This is a genomic window from Kitasatospora sp. NPDC004289 (assembly GCF_053602875.1).
In genome coordinates, this window is sequence record NZ_JBSGEL010000008.1 from 89,129 (window position 1) to 105,808 (window position 16,680).

The window sequence follows — 16,680 nt, forward strand, 5'->3', positions numbered from 1 at the left end:
GGGCGCCCCGGTCACGAGGAGACCTCCGCGTAGGCGGCGACCAGCACCTGCGGGTCCGGGCCCTCCAGCACGGAGGTCTTGCCCAGGCCGTCCAGCACGATGAAGCGCAGCAGGTCGCCGCGGGACTTCTTGTCGATCCGCATGGCGTCCAGCAGCTTCGGCCAGGCGTCCGCCCGGTAGCTCAGCGGCAGGCCGACCGAGGCCAGCACCGAGCGGTGCCGGTCGGCCGTCTCGTCGTCCAACCGCCCGGCGAGCCGGGCGAGTTCGGCGGCGAAGACCATGCCGATGGAGATCGCGGCGCCGTGCCGCCACTTGTAGCGCTCGTTGCGCTCGATGGCGTGGCCGAGGGTGTGGCCGTAGTTGAGGATCTCCCGCAGGCCCGACTCCTTGAGGTCGCCGGAGACCACGTCGGCCTTGACCTGGATGGCGCGCCGGATCAGCTCCACGGTGTGCGGGCCGGCCGGGGTCTTCGCCCCCTCCGGGTCCGCCTCGATCAGGTCGAGGATGACCGGGTCGGCGATGAAGCCGCACTTGATCACCTCGGCCAGACCGGAGACGTAGTCGTGCTTGGGCACGGTCTCCAGGGTGGCCAGGTCGGCCAGCACGCCCACCGGCGGGTGGAAGGCGCCGACCATGTTCTTGCCCTCGGCGATGTTGATGCCGGTCTTGCCGCCGACCGCCGCGTCCACCATGCCGAGCAGCGTGGTGGGCATCGAGACCCAGCGCACCCCGCGCAGCCAGGTGGCCGCCACGAAGCCGGCCAGGTCGGTGGTGGCGCCGCCGCCGAGGCCGACGATGACGTCGCTGCGGGTGAAGCCGGTCTGGCCGAGCACCGACCAGCAGTACGCGGCCACCTCGGCGCTCTTGGCCTCCTCGGCGTTGGGCACCTGGAGGACGATCGCCTCGTAGCCCTCGGCCGCCAGGTCCTCGCGGATCGCCTCGCCGGTGGCCTCCAGGGCCTCCGGGTGGATGATCGCGACCCGCTTGGCCTTGGTGCCGATCAGCCCGCCCAGCTCGCCCAGCAGCTGGTGCCCGATCAGCACGTCGTACGGGTCGTGCCCGGCGCTGCCGCCGACGTGGATGGTGACGGTGTCACTCATGCCTTCAACTCCAGTGCTTCCAGTACGGCGTCCGCGACCTGCTCGGGGGTGCGGCCCTCGGTGTCCACCACGGCCGTCGCCACCTCCAGGTAGAGGGGACGGCGGGCCTCCATCAGCTCGCGCCAGCGGGCCCGCGGGTTGATCGCCAGCAGCGGCCGGGGCGCGTCCAGGCCGACGCGCTTGACCGCGTCGCCGAGCGCGACCTCCAGGAAGACCACCGGCAGCTCGCGCAGCACCTCGCGGGTGGCCTCGGCCATCACCGCGCCGCCGCCCAGCGAGAGCACCCCGGGGTGCCCGGAGGCGGCGGCCGCGACGGCCGCCACCTCCAGCTCCCGGAAGTGCGGCTCGCCCTCGTCCACGAAGATCTCCGGGATGGGCTTGCCGGCCGTCTCCTCGATGTCCGCGTCGGTGTCCCGGAAGGTGACGCCGAGGCGCTCGGCGAGCAGCCTGCCGACGGTGCTCTTGCCGGCCCCGGGAGGGCCGACCAGCACGACCAGCGGTGCGGTCATCGGACGATCAGGTTGTCGAGGTAGCCCTGCACGTTGCGGCGGGTCTCGGAGACGTTGTCGCCGCCGAACTTCTCGGCCACCGCGTCGGCCAGCACCAGCGCCACCATCGCCTCGGCGACGATGCCGGCCGCCGGGACGGCGCAGACGTCGGAGCGCTGGTGGTGCGCCTTGGCGGGCTCGCCGGTGCGCACGTCCAGGGTCTGCAGGGCGCGCGGCACGGTGGCGATCGGCTTCATGGCGGCGCGCACCCGCAGCAGCTCGCCGGTGGAGAGGCCGCCCTCGGTGCCGCCGGAGCGGCCGGAGGTGCGCTTGATCCCCTCGGGGGTCGGGACGATCTCGTCGTGCGCCTTGGAGCCGGGGACGCGGGCCAGGTCGAAGCCGTCGCCGACCTCGACGCCCTTGATCGCCTGAATGCCCATCAGGGCGGCGGCCAGGCGCGCGTCCAGGCGGCGGTCCCAGTGCACGTGCGAGCCCAGGCCGACGGGGACGCCGTAGGCCAGCACCTCGACCACGCCGCCCAGGGTGTCGCCGTCCTTGTGGGCCTGGTCGATCTCGGCCACCATCGCCTTGGACGCGTCGGCGTCCAGGCAGCGCACCGGGTCCTCGTCGAGGCGGGCCTCGTCGGAGGGCAGCGGCAGCACGCCGGCCGGGGCCTTGGCGGCGGCCAGCTCGACCACGTGCGAGACGATCTCGATGCCGCAGGTCTCCTTGAGGTAGGAGCGGGCGACGGCGCCGAGCGCGACGCGGGCCGCGGTCTCACGCGCGGAGGCGCGCTCCAGGATCGGGCGGGCCTCCTCGATCGAGTACTTCTGCATGCCGGCCAGGTCGGCGTGGCCGGGACGCGGGCGGGTCAGCGCCTCGTTCCGGGCCAGGCCCGCGAGGATCTCCGGGTCGACCGGGTCGGCCGACATGACCTGCTCCCACTTGGGCCACTCGGTGTTGCCGACCATGATCGCCACCGGGCTGCCCATGGTCTCGCCGTGCCGGACGCCGCCGAGGAAGGTCACCTCGTCCTGCTCGAACTTCATCCGGGCACCGCGGCCGTAGCCGAGCCGACGGCGGGCCAGCGCGTCGGCGACCATCGCGGTGGTCACCGGCACCCCGGCCGGCAGGCCCTCCAGCGTCGCGACCAGTGCGGGGCCGTGCGACTCCCCCGCCGTCAGCCAGCGCAACGTACCCAACGGAGCTCCTTCGTCAGCGGCCCGCAGGCCAGGCGTTCGTTCCCCTCGATCCTTTCATGCCGGGAAACGGAACGGTCGCACGGTCCGCGTTGCGGACAGGAACGGTCCGAACCTTGTCAGTTCGAACGGACCCCGTCAGACCTCTCCTGCCAGGGCTTTCTCGCCCGCGGCGCGCATCGCGTCGAGCGGGCCGCGCCCGATGCCGGTGAACTGCTCGAACTGGAGCACCGCCTGATGGACCAGCAGGTCCAGGCCGCCGAGCACGGTCGCCCCGCGCGCCTCCACCGCCGCCACCAGGGCCGTCGGCCAGGGGTGGTAGAGCACGTCGAACAGCGCCCCGGGCGCGGCGGGCAGGGCGTCCGCGAAGTGGTCGGTGGCCCCGGCCGGGGTGGTCGAGACGGTCAGCGGCGCGGCCAGCGCGGCCGCCCCGTCCTCCCACGGCGCCGTACGGAGCGTCAGACCGAGCCGCTCGCCGAGCTCCCGCATCTCGGCGGCCCGCTCGGGGCTGCGCACGTGGACGGTCACCTCGCCGGTGCAGACCTGTGCCAGCGCGGCCAGCGCCGAGGAGGCGGTGGCGCCCGCGCCGAGCACAGAGGCGGCCTCCACCCGCTCGATGCCGCGCTCGCGCAGGGCGTTGACCAGGCCCGGGATGTCGGTGTTGTCCCCGCGCAGACGGCCGTCCGCACCGAACACCACCGTGTTCACCGCGTCCACCGAGAGCGCGGCCGCGCTCACCTCGTCCAGCAGCGGCATGACCACCCGCTTCAGCGGCATGGTCAGCGACAGCCCGGCCCACTCGGCCCGGTCGAGCCCCTCGACGAATCCGGCCAGCCCGGCCTCGTCCACCTCGTGCCGCCCGTACCGCCACTCCGTCAGCCCGAGCGCCTCGTACCCGGCCCGGTGCAGCACCGGGGAGAGCGAGTGGGCGATCGGCGAGCCGAGCACGGCGGCCCGGTGCTGCGTGGTCACATCGTCCTCACTTGCACTGACCTGCCTTCTGGTCGAAGCCCTTGCCCTGCCCGGTGCACCACTCCTGGACGTTCTTCAGGTGCTCGTCCCAGGTGGCGGCGAAGCGGGTCTCCTGCGGGTTCATGGCGATCCAGTAGATCCAGTCACCCGCGGGCGGGTTCAGGACGGCGTTGATCGCCTCCTCGCCGGGGTTGGCGATCGGGGTCGGCGGCAGGCCCTTCCGCTTGTACGTGTTGTACGGGGTGTCCTTCTCGTGCTCGGCCGCCGAGAAGGTGGTGCGCCCCAGCTCGTACTGCAGGGTCGTGTCCAGTTCGAGCCGACCCCAAGTCCCCTTGGGCGGACCGGCGTTGATGTTGAGGCGGTTGGACATCGCCCGTGCCATCTTGCCGAAGTCGGCCGAGTTGTTGCCCTCGGCCTGCAGGATGCTGGCCGCGATGACGACCTCGTAGCCGTTCTTGACCCCGGCCTTCTGGGCGCCCGCGTCCAGGCCGAGCGCCTGGTACTTCTCGGTCGCGGTCTTGACCATCTGCTTGAGCAGGTCCTCGGGCTTCATGCCCTCGCTGATCGAGTACTTGGCCGGCCAGAGGAAGCCCTCGATGTTGCCGTTGGCGTACGGGGGCAGGCCGAGGTCGTTGACCTGGGCCTTGGCCACGTTCGCGGTGGTGCCCGGGGCCAGCTTGAGCTTGGCGTCGATCCGCTTGTAGATGTCGACGGCCTTCTGGCCCTCGGGCAGGATCAGCGCGGCGCCACCGGCCGAGTCCACCAACAGCTTGACGGCCGCCTCGGCGGACATCTGGTGGTGCATGGTGAAGAAGCCCGGCTGGATGGTCATCGCCTTGGGGTTCTTGCCGTAGGCGTTGCGGAAGGCGTCGAGGCTCTTCACCACGCCGGCGTCGAGCAGCACCTTGCCCATCGCGTCGCCCGTGCCCGGCTTGATCTCGATCTGGACCGTGCCGGTGCCCTCGCCCACGAAGTCCGGCGGCGGGCCGAAGTGCTTCTGGTAGAAGTTGTAGCCCCAGTAGCCACCGCCGGCCAGGCCGCCGATCAGGACCAGGGCGACCACCAGGCAGGCTCCGCTGTTCTTGCGGCCGGCCTTCTTGCCCTTCTCCTTGCGGCGCTTCTCGGCCGAGCGCGAGTCGTCCTGCTCGCCGAAGAAGGACTCCCGCTCCGGGTCGTGCTCCTCGGCGTACTCCTCCTCCGCCCAGTCCTCCTCGGGCTCGGGCTCGGCCGGCACGCGGGAGGGGGCGTCCAGCGCGGCGGCCTCGGCCTCCCAGTCGATGCCGTCGGGGCCCGGGCCGGAGACCGGCTCGGCGCGCCGGCGCGCGGGCTGCGGCTGGGCCTGCTGCGGAGGCATCGGCTGCTGGGGCACCTGCTGCTGCGGGTAGCCCTGCTGCTGGTACGGCTGCTGCGGGGCCTGCGGCGGCTGCTGGTAGGGCTGCTGACCGTACTGCGGCTGCTGCGGGGCCTGGGGCTGCTGACCGTACTGCGGCTGCTGCGGCTGCTGGGGGTAGCCCTGCTGCTGCGGGTAGCCGTACGGACCGGGCTGCTGGGGTTGCTGAGGGTAGCCGTACTGCCCCGGCTGCTGCCCCTGCTGTCCGGGCTGCTGTCCCTGGGCGTAGCCGCCGTACCCGGGGTCGCCCGGGTGCCACGGCTGCGTGCCCTGGGGCTGGTAGCCCCCGCCCAGATCCGTCATCGATCCCCTTAAGCCGATCCGGCAAGCCTCTCGAACCGGCGTGCTAGCGACACGCCTGGAGGGAGACGTTACCGTACCGCAGGGTACGTCCCCGCTGGACGGCCTCACCCTCAGTGGCCGGTGGCCGCCGGGGACGGACGGGCGGCGCGTGCCGCCTGACGTGCGTTGAACTCGGCGACGTTGCGCTGGTGCTGCTCGAAGCTGTCGGTGAAGCGGGTGTCCCCGGGGGCCACGGTGACGAAGTAGAGCCAGTCCCCCTCGGCGGGCTGGACGGCGGCCTGCAGGGCGTCCCGGCCGGGGTTGGCGATCGGGGCGGGCGGCAGGCCGGGGTGCAGGTAGGTGTTGAACGGCGAGTCCAGCTTGGTGTCACCCGTCGTGGTGGTCAGGGTGGAGCGGCCCAGCGCGTAGTTGATGGTGGAGTCGAACTGGAGCGGCATCCGCTTCGCCAGCCGGTTGTGCACCACCCGCGCCACCTTGGCCATGTCCTCCGCGTTGTCCGCCTCCCCCTGCACCAGGCTGGCGATGACCAGCAGCTCGTACGGGCTGCGGCCGAGCAGGGGCCCGGCGGTCTCCAGGTCGTCCGCCTGCTGGGCCTTGCCGGCCTGACGGACCATCTGCTGGAGCATGGCCAGCGGGGTGGTCTCCGCGGTGACGGGATAGGTCGAGGGGAAGAGGTAGCCCTCCGGGTTCCCCCCGGCCTCGGCCGGCAGGCCGAGCTCACCGGTGCGCTGCTCGGCCACCGCCTTGGTGGTGCCCGCGGTCAGCTTGAGCTTCTGGTCCACGGCCTCGTAGACCTGGGCGGCCCGGCGGCCCTCGGGGATGGTGAGGGCGTTGGCGTTGGCGGGGTCGAGCAGCACGTTCAACGCCGAGGCGGCGGGCAGCTTCTGACGGAGCGTGTAGGTGCCGGGCTGGATGCTGTTGCCAGCCGGGCTCTTGGCGGCCGCCTCGGTGAAGGCCCGGGTGCTGGCCACCACGCCCTCCTTGACCAGGGTCTGGCCGATCTGGGCCACGGTGGCGCCCTGGACCACCGAGACCTGGGCCGAGCCGGTGCCGGAGCCGCTGAAGTCGGCCGCCCGGACCGGTTCGTCCCGCGGCCACCAGAGGTAGCCGACCAGCACCGCGGCGCCGAGCACCCCGGCCAGCGCCAGCACGCTCAGGCAGCAGGCCAGGCCGGTGCGCAGCCGCCGCGGGTCGTGCGCGGGGGCGCCGGGCGGCGGGCCCGGGGTGCGGCCCTCGGGTTCGACCACCGGGGCGCCCAGGTGACCTGGCGTCAGGCCCGGCGCGCTGTACGGATCGGTCACGGCTCGTCCCCTCCGGCTGCCCTGGAACCCGGGGGTCGCAACGGCCCGGGAATGCGGAACGGGGCACCTGCGGCATTCCGCAGGTGCCCCGTCCGGGACGCTATTGCACGATGATCAGCCGACCGGCACGACGCTCTCACCGGGAGGCCTGCCGCTCACCCGTTCGGTCTCAAGGGCGTTCTGCAGGATCACCACGGCGGCCGCCTGGTCGATCACCGAGCGGCCCTTCTTGGCGTTGCGGCCGGAGGCCCGCAGGCCCTGGGCGGCGGTGACGGTGGTCATCCGCTCGTCCACCAGGCGGACGGGCACCGGGTAGAGCAGCATGGCCAGCCGGCCCGCGTACTCGCGGACCTTGGCGGCGGCCGGGCCCTCCTTGCCGCTCATCGAGCGCGGCAGGCCGACCACCACCTCGATCGCCTCGTACTCGTCCGCGATCGCCTTGAGCCGGGCCTGGGAGCGGCCCCCCGCCGGGACCGTCTCCACCGGGGTGGCGATCAGCCCGTCGGGGTCGCAGCTGGCGACCCCGATCCGGGCGTCCCCCACGTCCACGGCGATCCGGCGGCCCCGGCGGAAGACCTTCTCCTCCTGAGCCTCCATCAGCGGGCGCGCTCCGCGACCAGGCCCTTGACGGCGGCGATCGCCTCGTCCAGGGCGGCCGGGTTGGTGCCGCCGCCCTGGGCGACGTCGTCCTTGCCGCCACCGCCGCCGCCGAGGGTCTTGGCGGCGACCTTGACCAGCTCGCCGGCCTTGACGCCGCGCGAGCGGGCGTCCTCGTTGGTGGCGATCACGGTCAGCGGGCGGTCGTTCGCCACCGTGAAGGCGGCGACCACGGCCGGGCGGGCGCCGAGCCGGGCCCGGACGTCCAGGACCAGCTTGCGCAGGTCGTCGGCGCCGGTGCCGTCGGCGACGCGGGCCGCGACCACCGAGACCCCCTGCACGTCCTCGGCGCCCGCGGCGAGGCCGGAGGCCAGCGCGAGCACCTTCTCGGCGCGGAAGCGCTCGATCTCCTTCTCGGCGTCCTTGAGCTTGGCGAGCATCCCGGAGATCTTCTCCGGCAGCTCCTCCGGGCGGCCCTTGACCAGCTCGGTGAGCTGGGCCACCACGGTGTGCTCCTTGGCCAGGAACTTGTACGCGTCGGAGCCGACCAGCGCCTCGACCCGGCGGACACCCGCACCGATCGAGGACTCGCCGAGCAGCTTCACCAGACCCAGCTGGGCGGTGTTGCCGACGTGGGTGCCACCGCAGAGCTCCTTGGAGAAGTCCCCGATGGTGACCACGCGCACCGAGTCGCCGTACTTCTCGCCGAACATCGCGATGGCGCCGGCCTTGCGGGCCTGGTCCATCGTCATGACCTCGGCGGTGACCTCGAGTTCACGGGTCAGCACGTCGTTGATCTTCTGCTCGACGTCCACCAGGACCGAGCCCGGCACCGCGGCCGGGGAGCCGAAGTCGAAGCGGAAGCGGCCCGGGGCGTTCTCCGAACCGGCCTGGGCGGCGGTCGGGCCGAGCGCGTCGCGCAGCGCCTGGTGGGTCAGGTGGGTGGCCGAGTGGGCGCGGGCGATGGCCCGGCGGCGGTCCAGGTCGATCTGGGTGTACGCGGCGGCGCCGAGCACCACCTCGCCGACCACGACCGTGCCCTTGTGCACCGTGACGCCCGGCACCGGGGCCTGCACGTCGCGGACCTCGATCACCGCGCCGGAGTCCAGCCGGATCCGGCCCTGGTCGGCGAGCTGGCCGCCGCCCTCGGCGTAGAACGGGGTGCGGTCCAGGACGACCTCGACCTCGTCGCCCTCGTGCGCGGCCGGGGCGGAGACGCCGTCGACCAGCAGGCCGACCACGGTGGACTCGCCGTGCGAGTCGGTGTAGCCGGTGAAGACGGTGGCGCCGGAGCGGTCCGCCACCTCGCGGTAGGCGGAGACGTCGGCGTGGCCGTGCTTCTTCGCCTTGGCGTCGGCCTTGGCCCGGTCCCGCTGCTCCTTCATCAGGCGGCGGAAGCCGTCCTCGTCCACCGAGAGGCCCTGCTCGGCGGCCATCTCCAGGGTGAGGTCGATCGGGAAGCCGTAGGTGTCGTGCAGCTGGAAGGCCTTGTCACCGGCCAGCACCGAGGAGCCGGAGGACTTGGTCTCGGCGACCGCGCCGTCCAGGATCGTGGTGCCCGAGCGGAGCGTCTGGAGGAAGGAGACCTCCTCGGCGACGATCACGGTGGTGATCCGCTCGCGCTCCTTGTAGAGCTCCGGGTACTGCGGGCCCATGGCCTCGATGGTGACGTCGGTCAGCGCCTTGGCGACCGGGTCGGTGGCGCCCAGCAGGCGCATGTTGCGGATCGCGCGGCGCAGGATGCGGCGCAGCACGTAACCGCGGCCCTCGTTGCCGGGGGTCACGCCGTCGGAGACCAGCATCACCGAGGTGCGGATGTGGTCGGCGACCACGCGCAGCGAGACGTCGGACTTCTCGGCCGCGCCGTAGCGGTGGCCGGTCAGCTCGGCGGCCCGGTCGAGGATGTGCCGGGTGGTGTCGATCTCGAAGAGGTTGTCGACGCCCTGCAGGATGGTGGCCAGACGCTCCAGGCCGAGGCCGGTGTCGATGTTCTGGCTGGGCAGGTCACCGAGGATCGGGAAGTCGTCCTTGCCCGAGCCGGCGCCGCGCTCGTACTGCATGAAGACCAGGTTCCAGATCTCCATGTAGCGCTCGCCGTTGACCGCCGGGCCGCCCTCCTCGCCGTACTCGGGGCCGCGGTCGTAGTTGATCTCCGAGCACGGGCCGCAGGGGCCGGGGACGCCCATCGACCAGAAGTTGTCGGCCTTGCCCAGGCGCTGGATGCGCTCGGCCGGGACGCCGATCTTGTCGCGCCAGATGGCCTCGGCCTCGTCGTCGTCCTGGTAGACGGTGATCCAGAGCTTCTCGGGCTCCAGGCCGTAGCCGCCCTCGGCGACGGGGGTGGTCAGCAGCTCCCAGGCGAAGCCGATGGCACCCTCCTTGAAGTAGTCGCCGAAGGAGAAGTTGCCGCACATCTGGAAGAAGGTGCCGTGCCGGGTGGTCTTGCCGACCTCCTCGATGTCCGGGGTGCGGACGCACTTCTGCACGCTGGTGGCGCGCGGGAAGGGCGGCTTGACCTCGCCGAGGAAGTAGGGCTTGAACGGCACCATGCCGGCCGGGACCAGCAGCAGGGTGGGGTCGTCGGCGACCAGGGAGGCCGACGGCACGACGGTGTGGCCGCGCTCCTCGAAGAAGCGCAGCCACCGGCGGCGGATCTCTGCCGACTCCATCATTGGTCCTTCCGGTTGGGGCCGCCGGGCAGCTCCGGGAGCTGACGCGGCGTCGAATCCATGTCTGAGGGGGTGGTGCGGGCACTGCCGAGACGGGGGCGCTGGGCGGCGGCCGGGGAGCCCGGTGCCGCCTTGATAGCTCGCGCCGCCCCGATCGCCGGGTCCGCCGCGGCACCGCGCAGCGCCTTGCGGCGCGGGGGCTCGACCACGGCGGTGCCGTCCAGGCCCAGGTCGTCGCGGAGCTGGCGCTCGCGCTCGGTCATCCCGGCGCGCACGTCGGCGGCGAACCGCTTGGCGGCGTCGCCGAGTTGGAGCGCGCCGCGGGCGGCAGTGCCGGAGAGGCTGTCCGGGGTCATCCGGTGCACGGCCTCGTTGGCCTTGTTCATGGCCCAGACGGTGGCGCCGGCGCCGACCGCCATCCAGAAGATGCGTCGCACCATCGCCGTCAGCCCTTCACCGCGCGGCGCAGCCGGCCGACCAGTCCGCCCCGGCGCGGGGCGGTGGCGGCGCGGACCTCGGCCCGGATCAGCCGGGCCAGCTCCTCGCGCTCGCCCGCCTGCTGGGGCAGCGTCAGACCGGACTGCTGGCGGGCCACCGCCTTGCGCACGCCGTAGGAGAAGGCGGCCATCTTGACCAGCGGGCCGCCGAGGGTGGCGGCCACGGTGGAGGAGAGGGCGTTGGCGTTGGCGGCGGCGTCCTGCACGTTGGCGGTGATCTCGTCCACCCGCTCCAGCTGCTCGTTGGCGCTGCGCACGGCGGTGCCCGCGTCGGTCAGCAGCGGCACGGCCTGCTCGGTGACGGCGGCGACCAGCACGGTCGCCTCCCGGAGCACCTTGGAGAGCCGTACCAGGACGACCGCCAGCAGGGTGACCAGGACCGCCCAGAACACGGCCACCAACAGGCCGGCCAGCTCTCCCACGGACACCTTGTGCGCTCCCTCGCCGTCATCCCCACACTTCAGGGTTGAACCCTACCGCGATTCGGCAAGGAGATTACGTGCGGCACCCGGCTCGACCTGCGGCCGCGGCGGTGGGGCGGAAGCACCCACCGGGGCAGGACGGCCGGCCCGGCCCGCCCGAGGCGGCCCTCGTAACCCCCCACCCCGCCACCTCGTTGACGGGGTGGTCCGCAGGGTGCGGGCCCTTGCAGGCCACGGGGGCGGCTCAGTGTGCAGTGACTCACCCGGCCACCGGCTGCCCGCCGAGCTGACCAGCTTCGTCGGCCGGGAGGCCGAACTGGCGGATCTGGACGAGCTGTTGACGGCTGGTCGGCTGGTGACGGTGACCGGCCCCGGCGGGGTCGGCAAGACCAGGCTGGCCCTGCGCGCGGCGGCCGGGGCGGCCCGGCGGTACGCCGACGGGGTGCGGCTGGTGGAGCTGGCCGGGGTGCGCGGCCCGCACCTGCTGGGCCACGCGGTGCTGGAGGCGCTGCGACTGCCCGACTCCACCACCCGGCAGCCGGAGGAGGTGCTGGTCGAGCAACTGGCCGACCGGGAGCTGCTGCTGGTGCTGGACGGCTGCGAACACCTGGTGGAGTCCTGCGCCGCACTGGCCGCCGCGCTGCTGCGGGCCGCCCCCGGGCTGCGGGTGCTGACCACCGGCCGGGAGGTGCTCGGGATCGCGGGCGAACACCTCCACCCCCTGGCGCCGCTGCCGGTGTCGGCGGAGCCGGGCCGGGTCCCGGCGGCGGTGCGGCTGTTCGCCGACCGGGCCGCCGCCGTGCTGCCGGGCTTCGAGCTGACCGAGCGCAACCTGGCCGAGGCCACCCGGCTCTGCCGCCGGCTGGACGGCATCCCGCTCGCGGTGGAGCTGGCCGCCGGGCGGCTGCGGGCGCTCTCGGTGGAGCAGATCACCGACCGGCTGGACGACCGCTTCCGGCTGCTGGTCGGCGGTTCGCGCAGCGGCCCGGAGCGGCACCGCACGCTGCGCACCACGATCGGCTGGAGTCATGAGCTCTGCACGCCGCAGGAACGTTTGCTCTGGTCCCGGCTCTCGGTCTTCACCGGCGGCTTCGACCTGGAGGCGGTCGAGTACGTGTGCGCGGGCGAGGGCCTGGCCGCCGAGGAACTCCTCGACCTGGTGGGCGAGTTGATCGCCAAGTCGGTGCTGCTGCGGGAGCAGGGCCCGCTCGGCGCCCGCTACCGGCTGCTGGACACCCTGCGCGAGTACGGCGCCGGCTGGCTGCGGGCGAGCGGCGAGGAGCAGCGTCTGCGCCGGCGCCACCGGGACTGGTACCTCGGGGTGGCCACCTGGGGCGAGGTCGAGTGGTTCGGCCCGCGGCAGCCGGAGACCGCCGAGCGGACCAGACTGGCCCACTCCAACCTGCGCGCCGCCCTGGAGTTCAGCCTGGCCGAGCCGGGCGAGGAGCAGCTGGCCCTGCTGCTGGCCGGCACCCTCTGGTACTACTGGGTCGGCTCCGGCCACCTGGGCGAGGGCCGGCACTGGCTGGACCGCGCGCTGGCGCTGGCCCCCGAGCCGACCGAGGCCCGGGCCAAGGCCCTCTGGGTGACGGGCTACCTGGCCACCCTCCAGGGCGATCTGCACCGGGCCCGCCCCGCCCTGGCCGAGTGCCACCGGCAGGCCGTGGAGACCGGGGACGACCGGGCGCTCGCCTACGCGGTGCACCGGCAGGGCTGCGCGGCCCTGATCGGCGACGAACTCGCGCGCGCCACCGAGCTGTTCGAAGAGGCGCTCTGGCACTACGAGGCGATCGGCGAGCTGAACAGCAACGTGCTGATGGCGATGTTCGAGCTCGGCGTGGCGCACCTCTTCCAGGGCGAGACCGAGCGCGGCACCATCTGGCTGGAGAAGGTCCGGGAGGTCTGCGAGGAGCACGGCGAGCAGTGGGCCTACGCCTACGGCCGCTACGCGATGGCGTACGCGGCCTGGCTCTCCGGCGAGCTGCGCCCGGCCCGCGCGCACGCCCGCGAGTGCGTCCGGCTGAACCACCTCTTCCAGGACCTGCTCGGCGTGGTGCTGGCGCTGGACGTGCTGGCGGTGCTGGAGACCGAGGGCCCGGACCCGGACCTGTACGAGGCGGCGGTGCTGCTCGGCGCGGCGCACCGGACCTGGCGGGCGGTCGGCAAGCCGTTCTGCGGCTCGACCACCTTCAACACCCCGCACCGCACCGGCCTGGAGCGGGCCAGGAGCGGTCTGACGGAGCAGGAGTTCGCCGAGGCCTTCGAGCTGGGCGCGGCCCTGGACCTGGACCGGGCGGCGGCCCGGGTGGCCTCCGGCCGCGCCGTGCGGGTGCCCCGGAACGGGCCGAGCCCCGCAGCCGGAAGGCTGCGGGGCTCGGCTCTGCCTGCGGCAGGTCAGCGCGAGTAGTACTCGACGACCAGCTGCTCGTCGCAGATCACGGGGACCTCACGACGCTGCGGGGCGCGGTCCAGGCGGAAGGCCAGGGCGCGGAGGTTGACCTCGAGGTACTTCGGGGTCTGGCCCTCGCCCGCGTTGCCACCCTCACGGGCGACGACGAACGGGGTCTTCTCCTTGCTACGGTCACGCACGGTGACGACGTAGCCCGGCTTCAGCTGGAACGACGGCTTGTTGACCTTGCCACCGTTGACCTCGATGTGGCCGTGGACGACCATCTGACGGGCCTGGTAGATCGTGCGGGCGATGCCCGAACGCAGGACCAGCGAGTCCAGACGGGTCTCCAGCAGGGCGACGAGCGCCTCACCGGTCTTGCCCTCGACCTTCTTCGCGTTCTCGAACGCGCGGGCCATCTGCTTCTCGCTCAGGTCGTACTGGGCGCGCAGACGCTGCTTCTCGGTCAGACGGACCTTGTAGTCAGAGTTCTGCTTGCGGCCACGGCCGTGCTGGCCGGGCGGGTACGGGCGGGCCTCGAAGTACTTGACGGACTTCGGGGTCAGCGGGATACCCAGCGCACGGGCAATCTTGACCTTGGGACGCTTCTGGTTCGCCATGGAACCATTACCTCTTTCAGTTGCGAATACGGCTTCACCAGGTGTTGACGGAGGTTGCTCCTCGCGACCCGGAGAAAAACCGCCCGCATGACGGACGATCAGCCGCTCTCCGCAGCCGGGCACTACTGTGCTTGCACACGTTCGGCCCACCGCCGTGAGGTGGTGGGCTGCACGCGACACCGAAATCGGTGCGCAACGCTCCAGGAAGTCCGTGGAGGACTTCACGGCCATCGCCCCGCTGGTGCGGCCGGTCGGTCAGCCGAAGCTCACCGCCGGGCCCGGGACAAGGCACTCCGGGCAACTATACAGGCGTCACGACTCTCCCCTGAGCCGGCCCCTGGTCCACTCCACGGTGTCCGCGTACCGGGCCTCGCCGCCGCGCCTGGTCGGCTTGTAGTACTCCTTGCCGTGGACCGCGTCCGGCGCGTACTGCTGGCGGGCGATGCCCTCGGGCCGGTCGTGCGGGTACTGGTAGCCCTGGGCGTGGCCCAGCTTGGCGGCCCCCTTGTAGTGGCCGTCGCGCAGGTGCGGCGGCACCGCCCCGGCCAGGCCGGCCCGGACGTCGGCGAGGGCGGCGTCGATGGCCAGGTAGGCCGCGTTGGACTTGGGTGCCAGGGCCAGCGCGATGGCCGCCTGGCTGAGGATGATCCGGGCCTCCGGGAAGCCGATCAGGGCCACCGCCTGGGCCGCCGCCACCGCCGTCTGCAGGGCGGTGGGATCGGCCAGGCCGACGTCCTCGCTGGCCGAGATCATCAGCCGCCGGGCGATGAAACGCGGGTCCTCGCCGGCCTCGATCATCCGTGCCAGGTAGTGCAGGGTGGCGTCCACGTCACTGCCCCGGATCGACTTGATCAGGGCGCTGGCCACGTCGTAGTGCTGGTCGCCGTCCTTGTCGTAGCGGACCGCCGCCTGGTTCACCGCCGTCTCGGTGGTGGCCAGGGTGATCTCGGCCTCGCCCTTCTCCAGCGCCGCCCCGGCCGCCGCCTCCAGGGTGGTGAGCGCCCGCCGGGCGTCCCCGCCGGCGAGGCGCACCAGGTGGTCCTCGGCCTCCTGACCGAGCGTCACCTCGCCCGCCAGTCCGCGCTCGTCCTCCACCGCGCGGCGCAGCAGCGCCCGGACGTCCTCGTCGGTCAGCGACTCCAGGGTGAGCAGCAGCGAGCGGGAGAGCAGCGGGGAGATCACCGAGAAGTACGGGTTCTCGGTGGTGGCGGCGATCAGGGTGACCCAGCGGTTCTCCACCGCCGGGAGCAGCGAGTCCTGCTGGGCCTTGGAGAAGCGGTGGATCTCGTCCAGGAAGAGCACCGTCTCCCGGCCGGACATGCCGACGGCGCGACGGGCGCCGTCGATCACCGCGCGGACCTCCTTGACCCCGGCGGTGATCGCCGAGAGCTCCACGAAGCGGCCCTCCACCGCCTGGCTGATCACGTGCGCCAGGGTGGTCTTGCCGGTGCCGGGCGGACCCCAGAGGATCACCGAGCTGGTCGCCGCCGGGCCGCGCGAGTTGGCCACCAGCCGGCGCAGCGGGGAGCCGTCCTTGAGCAGCTGCCGCTGCCCGGCCACCTCGTCGATGGTGCGCGGGCGCATCCGCACGGCGAGCGGGGCCCGCCCGGGCTCCTGGGCCTGGCGTTCCTCGGCGGCTGCGGTGAAGAGGTCCGGTTCCACGCTGTGAAGCGTATGCCAGAGCGCCGACGGTTCAGTCGGCCAGCTTCGCGGCGTGGTCGGGCACGTACTTCTGCAGGTCGCGCGGGGGCCGCTGGTAGCCGTGGCCCGGCGGACGGGCCGGCAGGTGCACGGAGGGCGGGCTGACCTCGTGGTACGGGACGGTGGACAGCAGGTGGGCGATCATGTTGATCCGGGCCCGGCGCTTGTCGTCGCTCTCCACCACGTGCCAGGGGGACTCGGGGATGTCGGTGTAGACGAACATCTCGTCCTTGGCCCGGGAGTACTCCTCCCACCGGGAGATCGACTCGGTGTCCATCGGCGACAGCTTCCAGCGCCGCATCGGGTCCTCCAGCCGGTCCCGGAAGCGCTTCTCCTGCTCGGTGTCGCTGACCGAGAACCAGTACTTGCGCAGCATGATCCCGGCCTCGATCAGCATCCGCTCGAAGGTCGGGCACTGGTGCAGGAACTGCCAGTACTCCTCCGGCGTGCAGAAGCCCATCACCTTCTCCACCCCGGCCCGGTTGTACCAGCTCCGGTCGAACAGCACGATCTCCCCGGCGGCCGGCAGCTGCTCCACGTACCGCTGGAAGTACCACTGGCTGCGCTGGCGCTCGGTCGGCGCCGGGAGTGCGGCGATCCGCGCCACCCGGGGGTTGAGGTACTCGGTGACCCGCTTGATCGCGCCGCCCTTGCCGGCCGCGTCCCGGCCCTCGAAGACCACCACCAGCCGGACGCCCTCGGCCCGCACCCACTCCTGGAGCTTGACCAGCTCGCCCTGGAGCCGGAGCAGCTCGCGCTCGTACGGCTTCTTCGGGAGCCTCGTCGTGCTGCTCGGCTTGGGGGACTTCGACGCCATCCGGCCCTCCGCTCACGGGTGCTGATGGGCACTCACGTTACGGCGGATCAGGCCCGGTCGCAGGTCGGCCGCGCACTGCGTGCGAACTCCGGGCGAACTGCGTGGGAACGGCGCGGGGCGCCCGGGACCGACCGTCCCCTGTGCTGCCGGTACCGGACCCCCGCGACGGGTGGCCCACTCTGCCCCAGCCCCGGTGGACCGGTCCAATTCCCCCT

14 protein-coding genes are annotated in these 16,680 nt (G+C 72.8%); 1 reads left to right on the forward strand and 13 read right to left on the reverse strand.

Annotation, left to right across the window (positions count from 1 at the left end):
* Nucleotides 1–11: 11 nt before the first annotated feature.
* The 10 genes from aroB to ACWEPF_RS07735 form a co-directional block, all read right to left on the reverse strand.
* Complete coding sequence (gene aroB / locus ACWEPF_RS07690) at nucleotides 12–1,100, reverse strand: 3-dehydroquinate synthase (protein WP_345279050.1); 1,089 nt, start codon at nucleotides 1,098–1,100, stop codon at nucleotides 12–14.
* Entirely contained in the window at nucleotides 1,097–1,609 is a 513-nt protein-coding gene (locus ACWEPF_RS07695; protein WP_345279048.1) for a shikimate kinase, read from the reverse strand. Before ACWEPF_RS07695 ends, aroB begins: the two co-directional genes overlap by 4 nt.
* Nucleotides 1,606–2,790, reverse strand: coding sequence for a chorismate synthase (gene aroC, locus ACWEPF_RS07700; protein ID WP_345279046.1), 1,185 nt, complete (start codon nucleotides 2,788–2,790; stop codon nucleotides 1,606–1,608). Before aroC ends, ACWEPF_RS07695 begins: the two co-directional genes overlap by 4 nt.
* A gap of 135 nt (nucleotides 2,791–2,925) precedes the next feature.
* Nucleotides 2,926–3,759: a shikimate dehydrogenase gene (locus ACWEPF_RS07705; RefSeq protein WP_452171846.1), complete on the reverse strand. Its 834-nt coding sequence runs from the start codon at nucleotides 3,757–3,759 to the stop codon at nucleotides 2,926–2,928.
* Between the two features lie 7 nt (nucleotides 3,760–3,766).
* A complete protein-coding gene (mltG, locus tag ACWEPF_RS07710) occupies nucleotides 3,767–5,452 on the reverse strand; it encodes an endolytic transglycosylase MltG (protein ID WP_452171847.1) in 1,686 nt (561 codons plus the stop codon).
* A 110-nt stretch (nucleotides 5,453–5,562) separates the two neighbouring features.
* Complete coding sequence (gene mltG, locus ACWEPF_RS07715; RefSeq protein ID WP_452171848.1) at nucleotides 5,563–6,753, reverse strand: endolytic transglycosylase MltG; 1,191 nt, start codon at nucleotides 6,751–6,753, stop codon at nucleotides 5,563–5,565.
* Between the two features lie 114 nt (nucleotides 6,754–6,867).
* The gene (gene ruvX / locus ACWEPF_RS07720) at nucleotides 6,868–7,350 is read right to left on the reverse strand and encodes a Holliday junction resolvase RuvX (protein ID WP_345279039.1); all 483 of its coding nucleotides are present in this window, start codon (nucleotides 7,348–7,350) and stop codon (nucleotides 6,868–6,870) included.
* Nucleotides 7,350–10,019: an alanine--tRNA ligase gene (gene alaS, locus ACWEPF_RS07725; RefSeq protein ID WP_452171849.1), complete on the reverse strand. Its 2,670-nt coding sequence runs from the start codon at nucleotides 10,017–10,019 to the stop codon at nucleotides 7,350–7,352. The genes ruvX and alaS overlap by 1 nt, the downstream gene beginning before the upstream one ends.
* Nucleotides 10,019–10,459, reverse strand: coding sequence for a DUF6167 family protein (locus ACWEPF_RS07730; RefSeq protein ID WP_380150337.1), 441 nt, complete (start codon nucleotides 10,457–10,459; stop codon nucleotides 10,019–10,021). The genes alaS and ACWEPF_RS07730 overlap by 1 nt, the downstream gene beginning before the upstream one ends.
* A 5-nt stretch (nucleotides 10,460–10,464) precedes the next feature.
* Nucleotides 10,465–10,944 carry a DUF948 domain-containing protein gene (locus ACWEPF_RS07735; protein WP_452171850.1) on the reverse strand — a complete coding sequence of 160 codons (480 nt, stop codon included), beginning with the start codon at nucleotides 10,942–10,944 and terminating at the stop codon, nucleotides 10,465–10,467.
* A gap of 241 nt (nucleotides 10,945–11,185) precedes the next feature.
* On the opposite strand from ACWEPF_RS07735, the gene ACWEPF_RS07740 reads away from it, so the two are divergent.
* Nucleotides 11,186–13,345, forward strand: a complete 2,160-nt coding sequence (locus tag ACWEPF_RS07740; protein WP_452171851.1) for an ATP-binding protein — start codon at nucleotides 11,186–11,188, stop codon at nucleotides 13,343–13,345.
* On the opposite strand, the gene rpsD is transcribed toward ACWEPF_RS07740, so the two are convergent.
* The 3 genes from rpsD to ppk2 form a co-directional block, all read right to left on the reverse strand.
* A complete protein-coding gene (rpsD, locus tag ACWEPF_RS07745; RefSeq protein WP_345279029.1) occupies nucleotides 13,333–13,947 on the reverse strand; it encodes a 30S ribosomal protein S4 in 615 nt (204 codons plus the stop codon). The two genes, ACWEPF_RS07740 and rpsD, sit on opposite strands and share 13 nt — an antisense overlap.
* Before the next feature lie 312 nt (nucleotides 13,948–14,259).
* Complete coding sequence (locus ACWEPF_RS07750; protein ID WP_452171852.1) at nucleotides 14,260–15,609, reverse strand: replication-associated recombination protein A; 1,350 nt, start codon at nucleotides 15,607–15,609, stop codon at nucleotides 14,260–14,262.
* Between the two features lie 31 nt (nucleotides 15,610–15,640).
* Nucleotides 15,641–16,465, reverse strand: a complete 825-nt coding sequence (ppk2, locus tag ACWEPF_RS07755) for a polyphosphate kinase 2 (protein ID WP_345279025.1) — start codon at nucleotides 16,463–16,465, stop codon at nucleotides 15,641–15,643.
* Nucleotides 16,466–16,680: the final 215 nt, after the last annotated feature.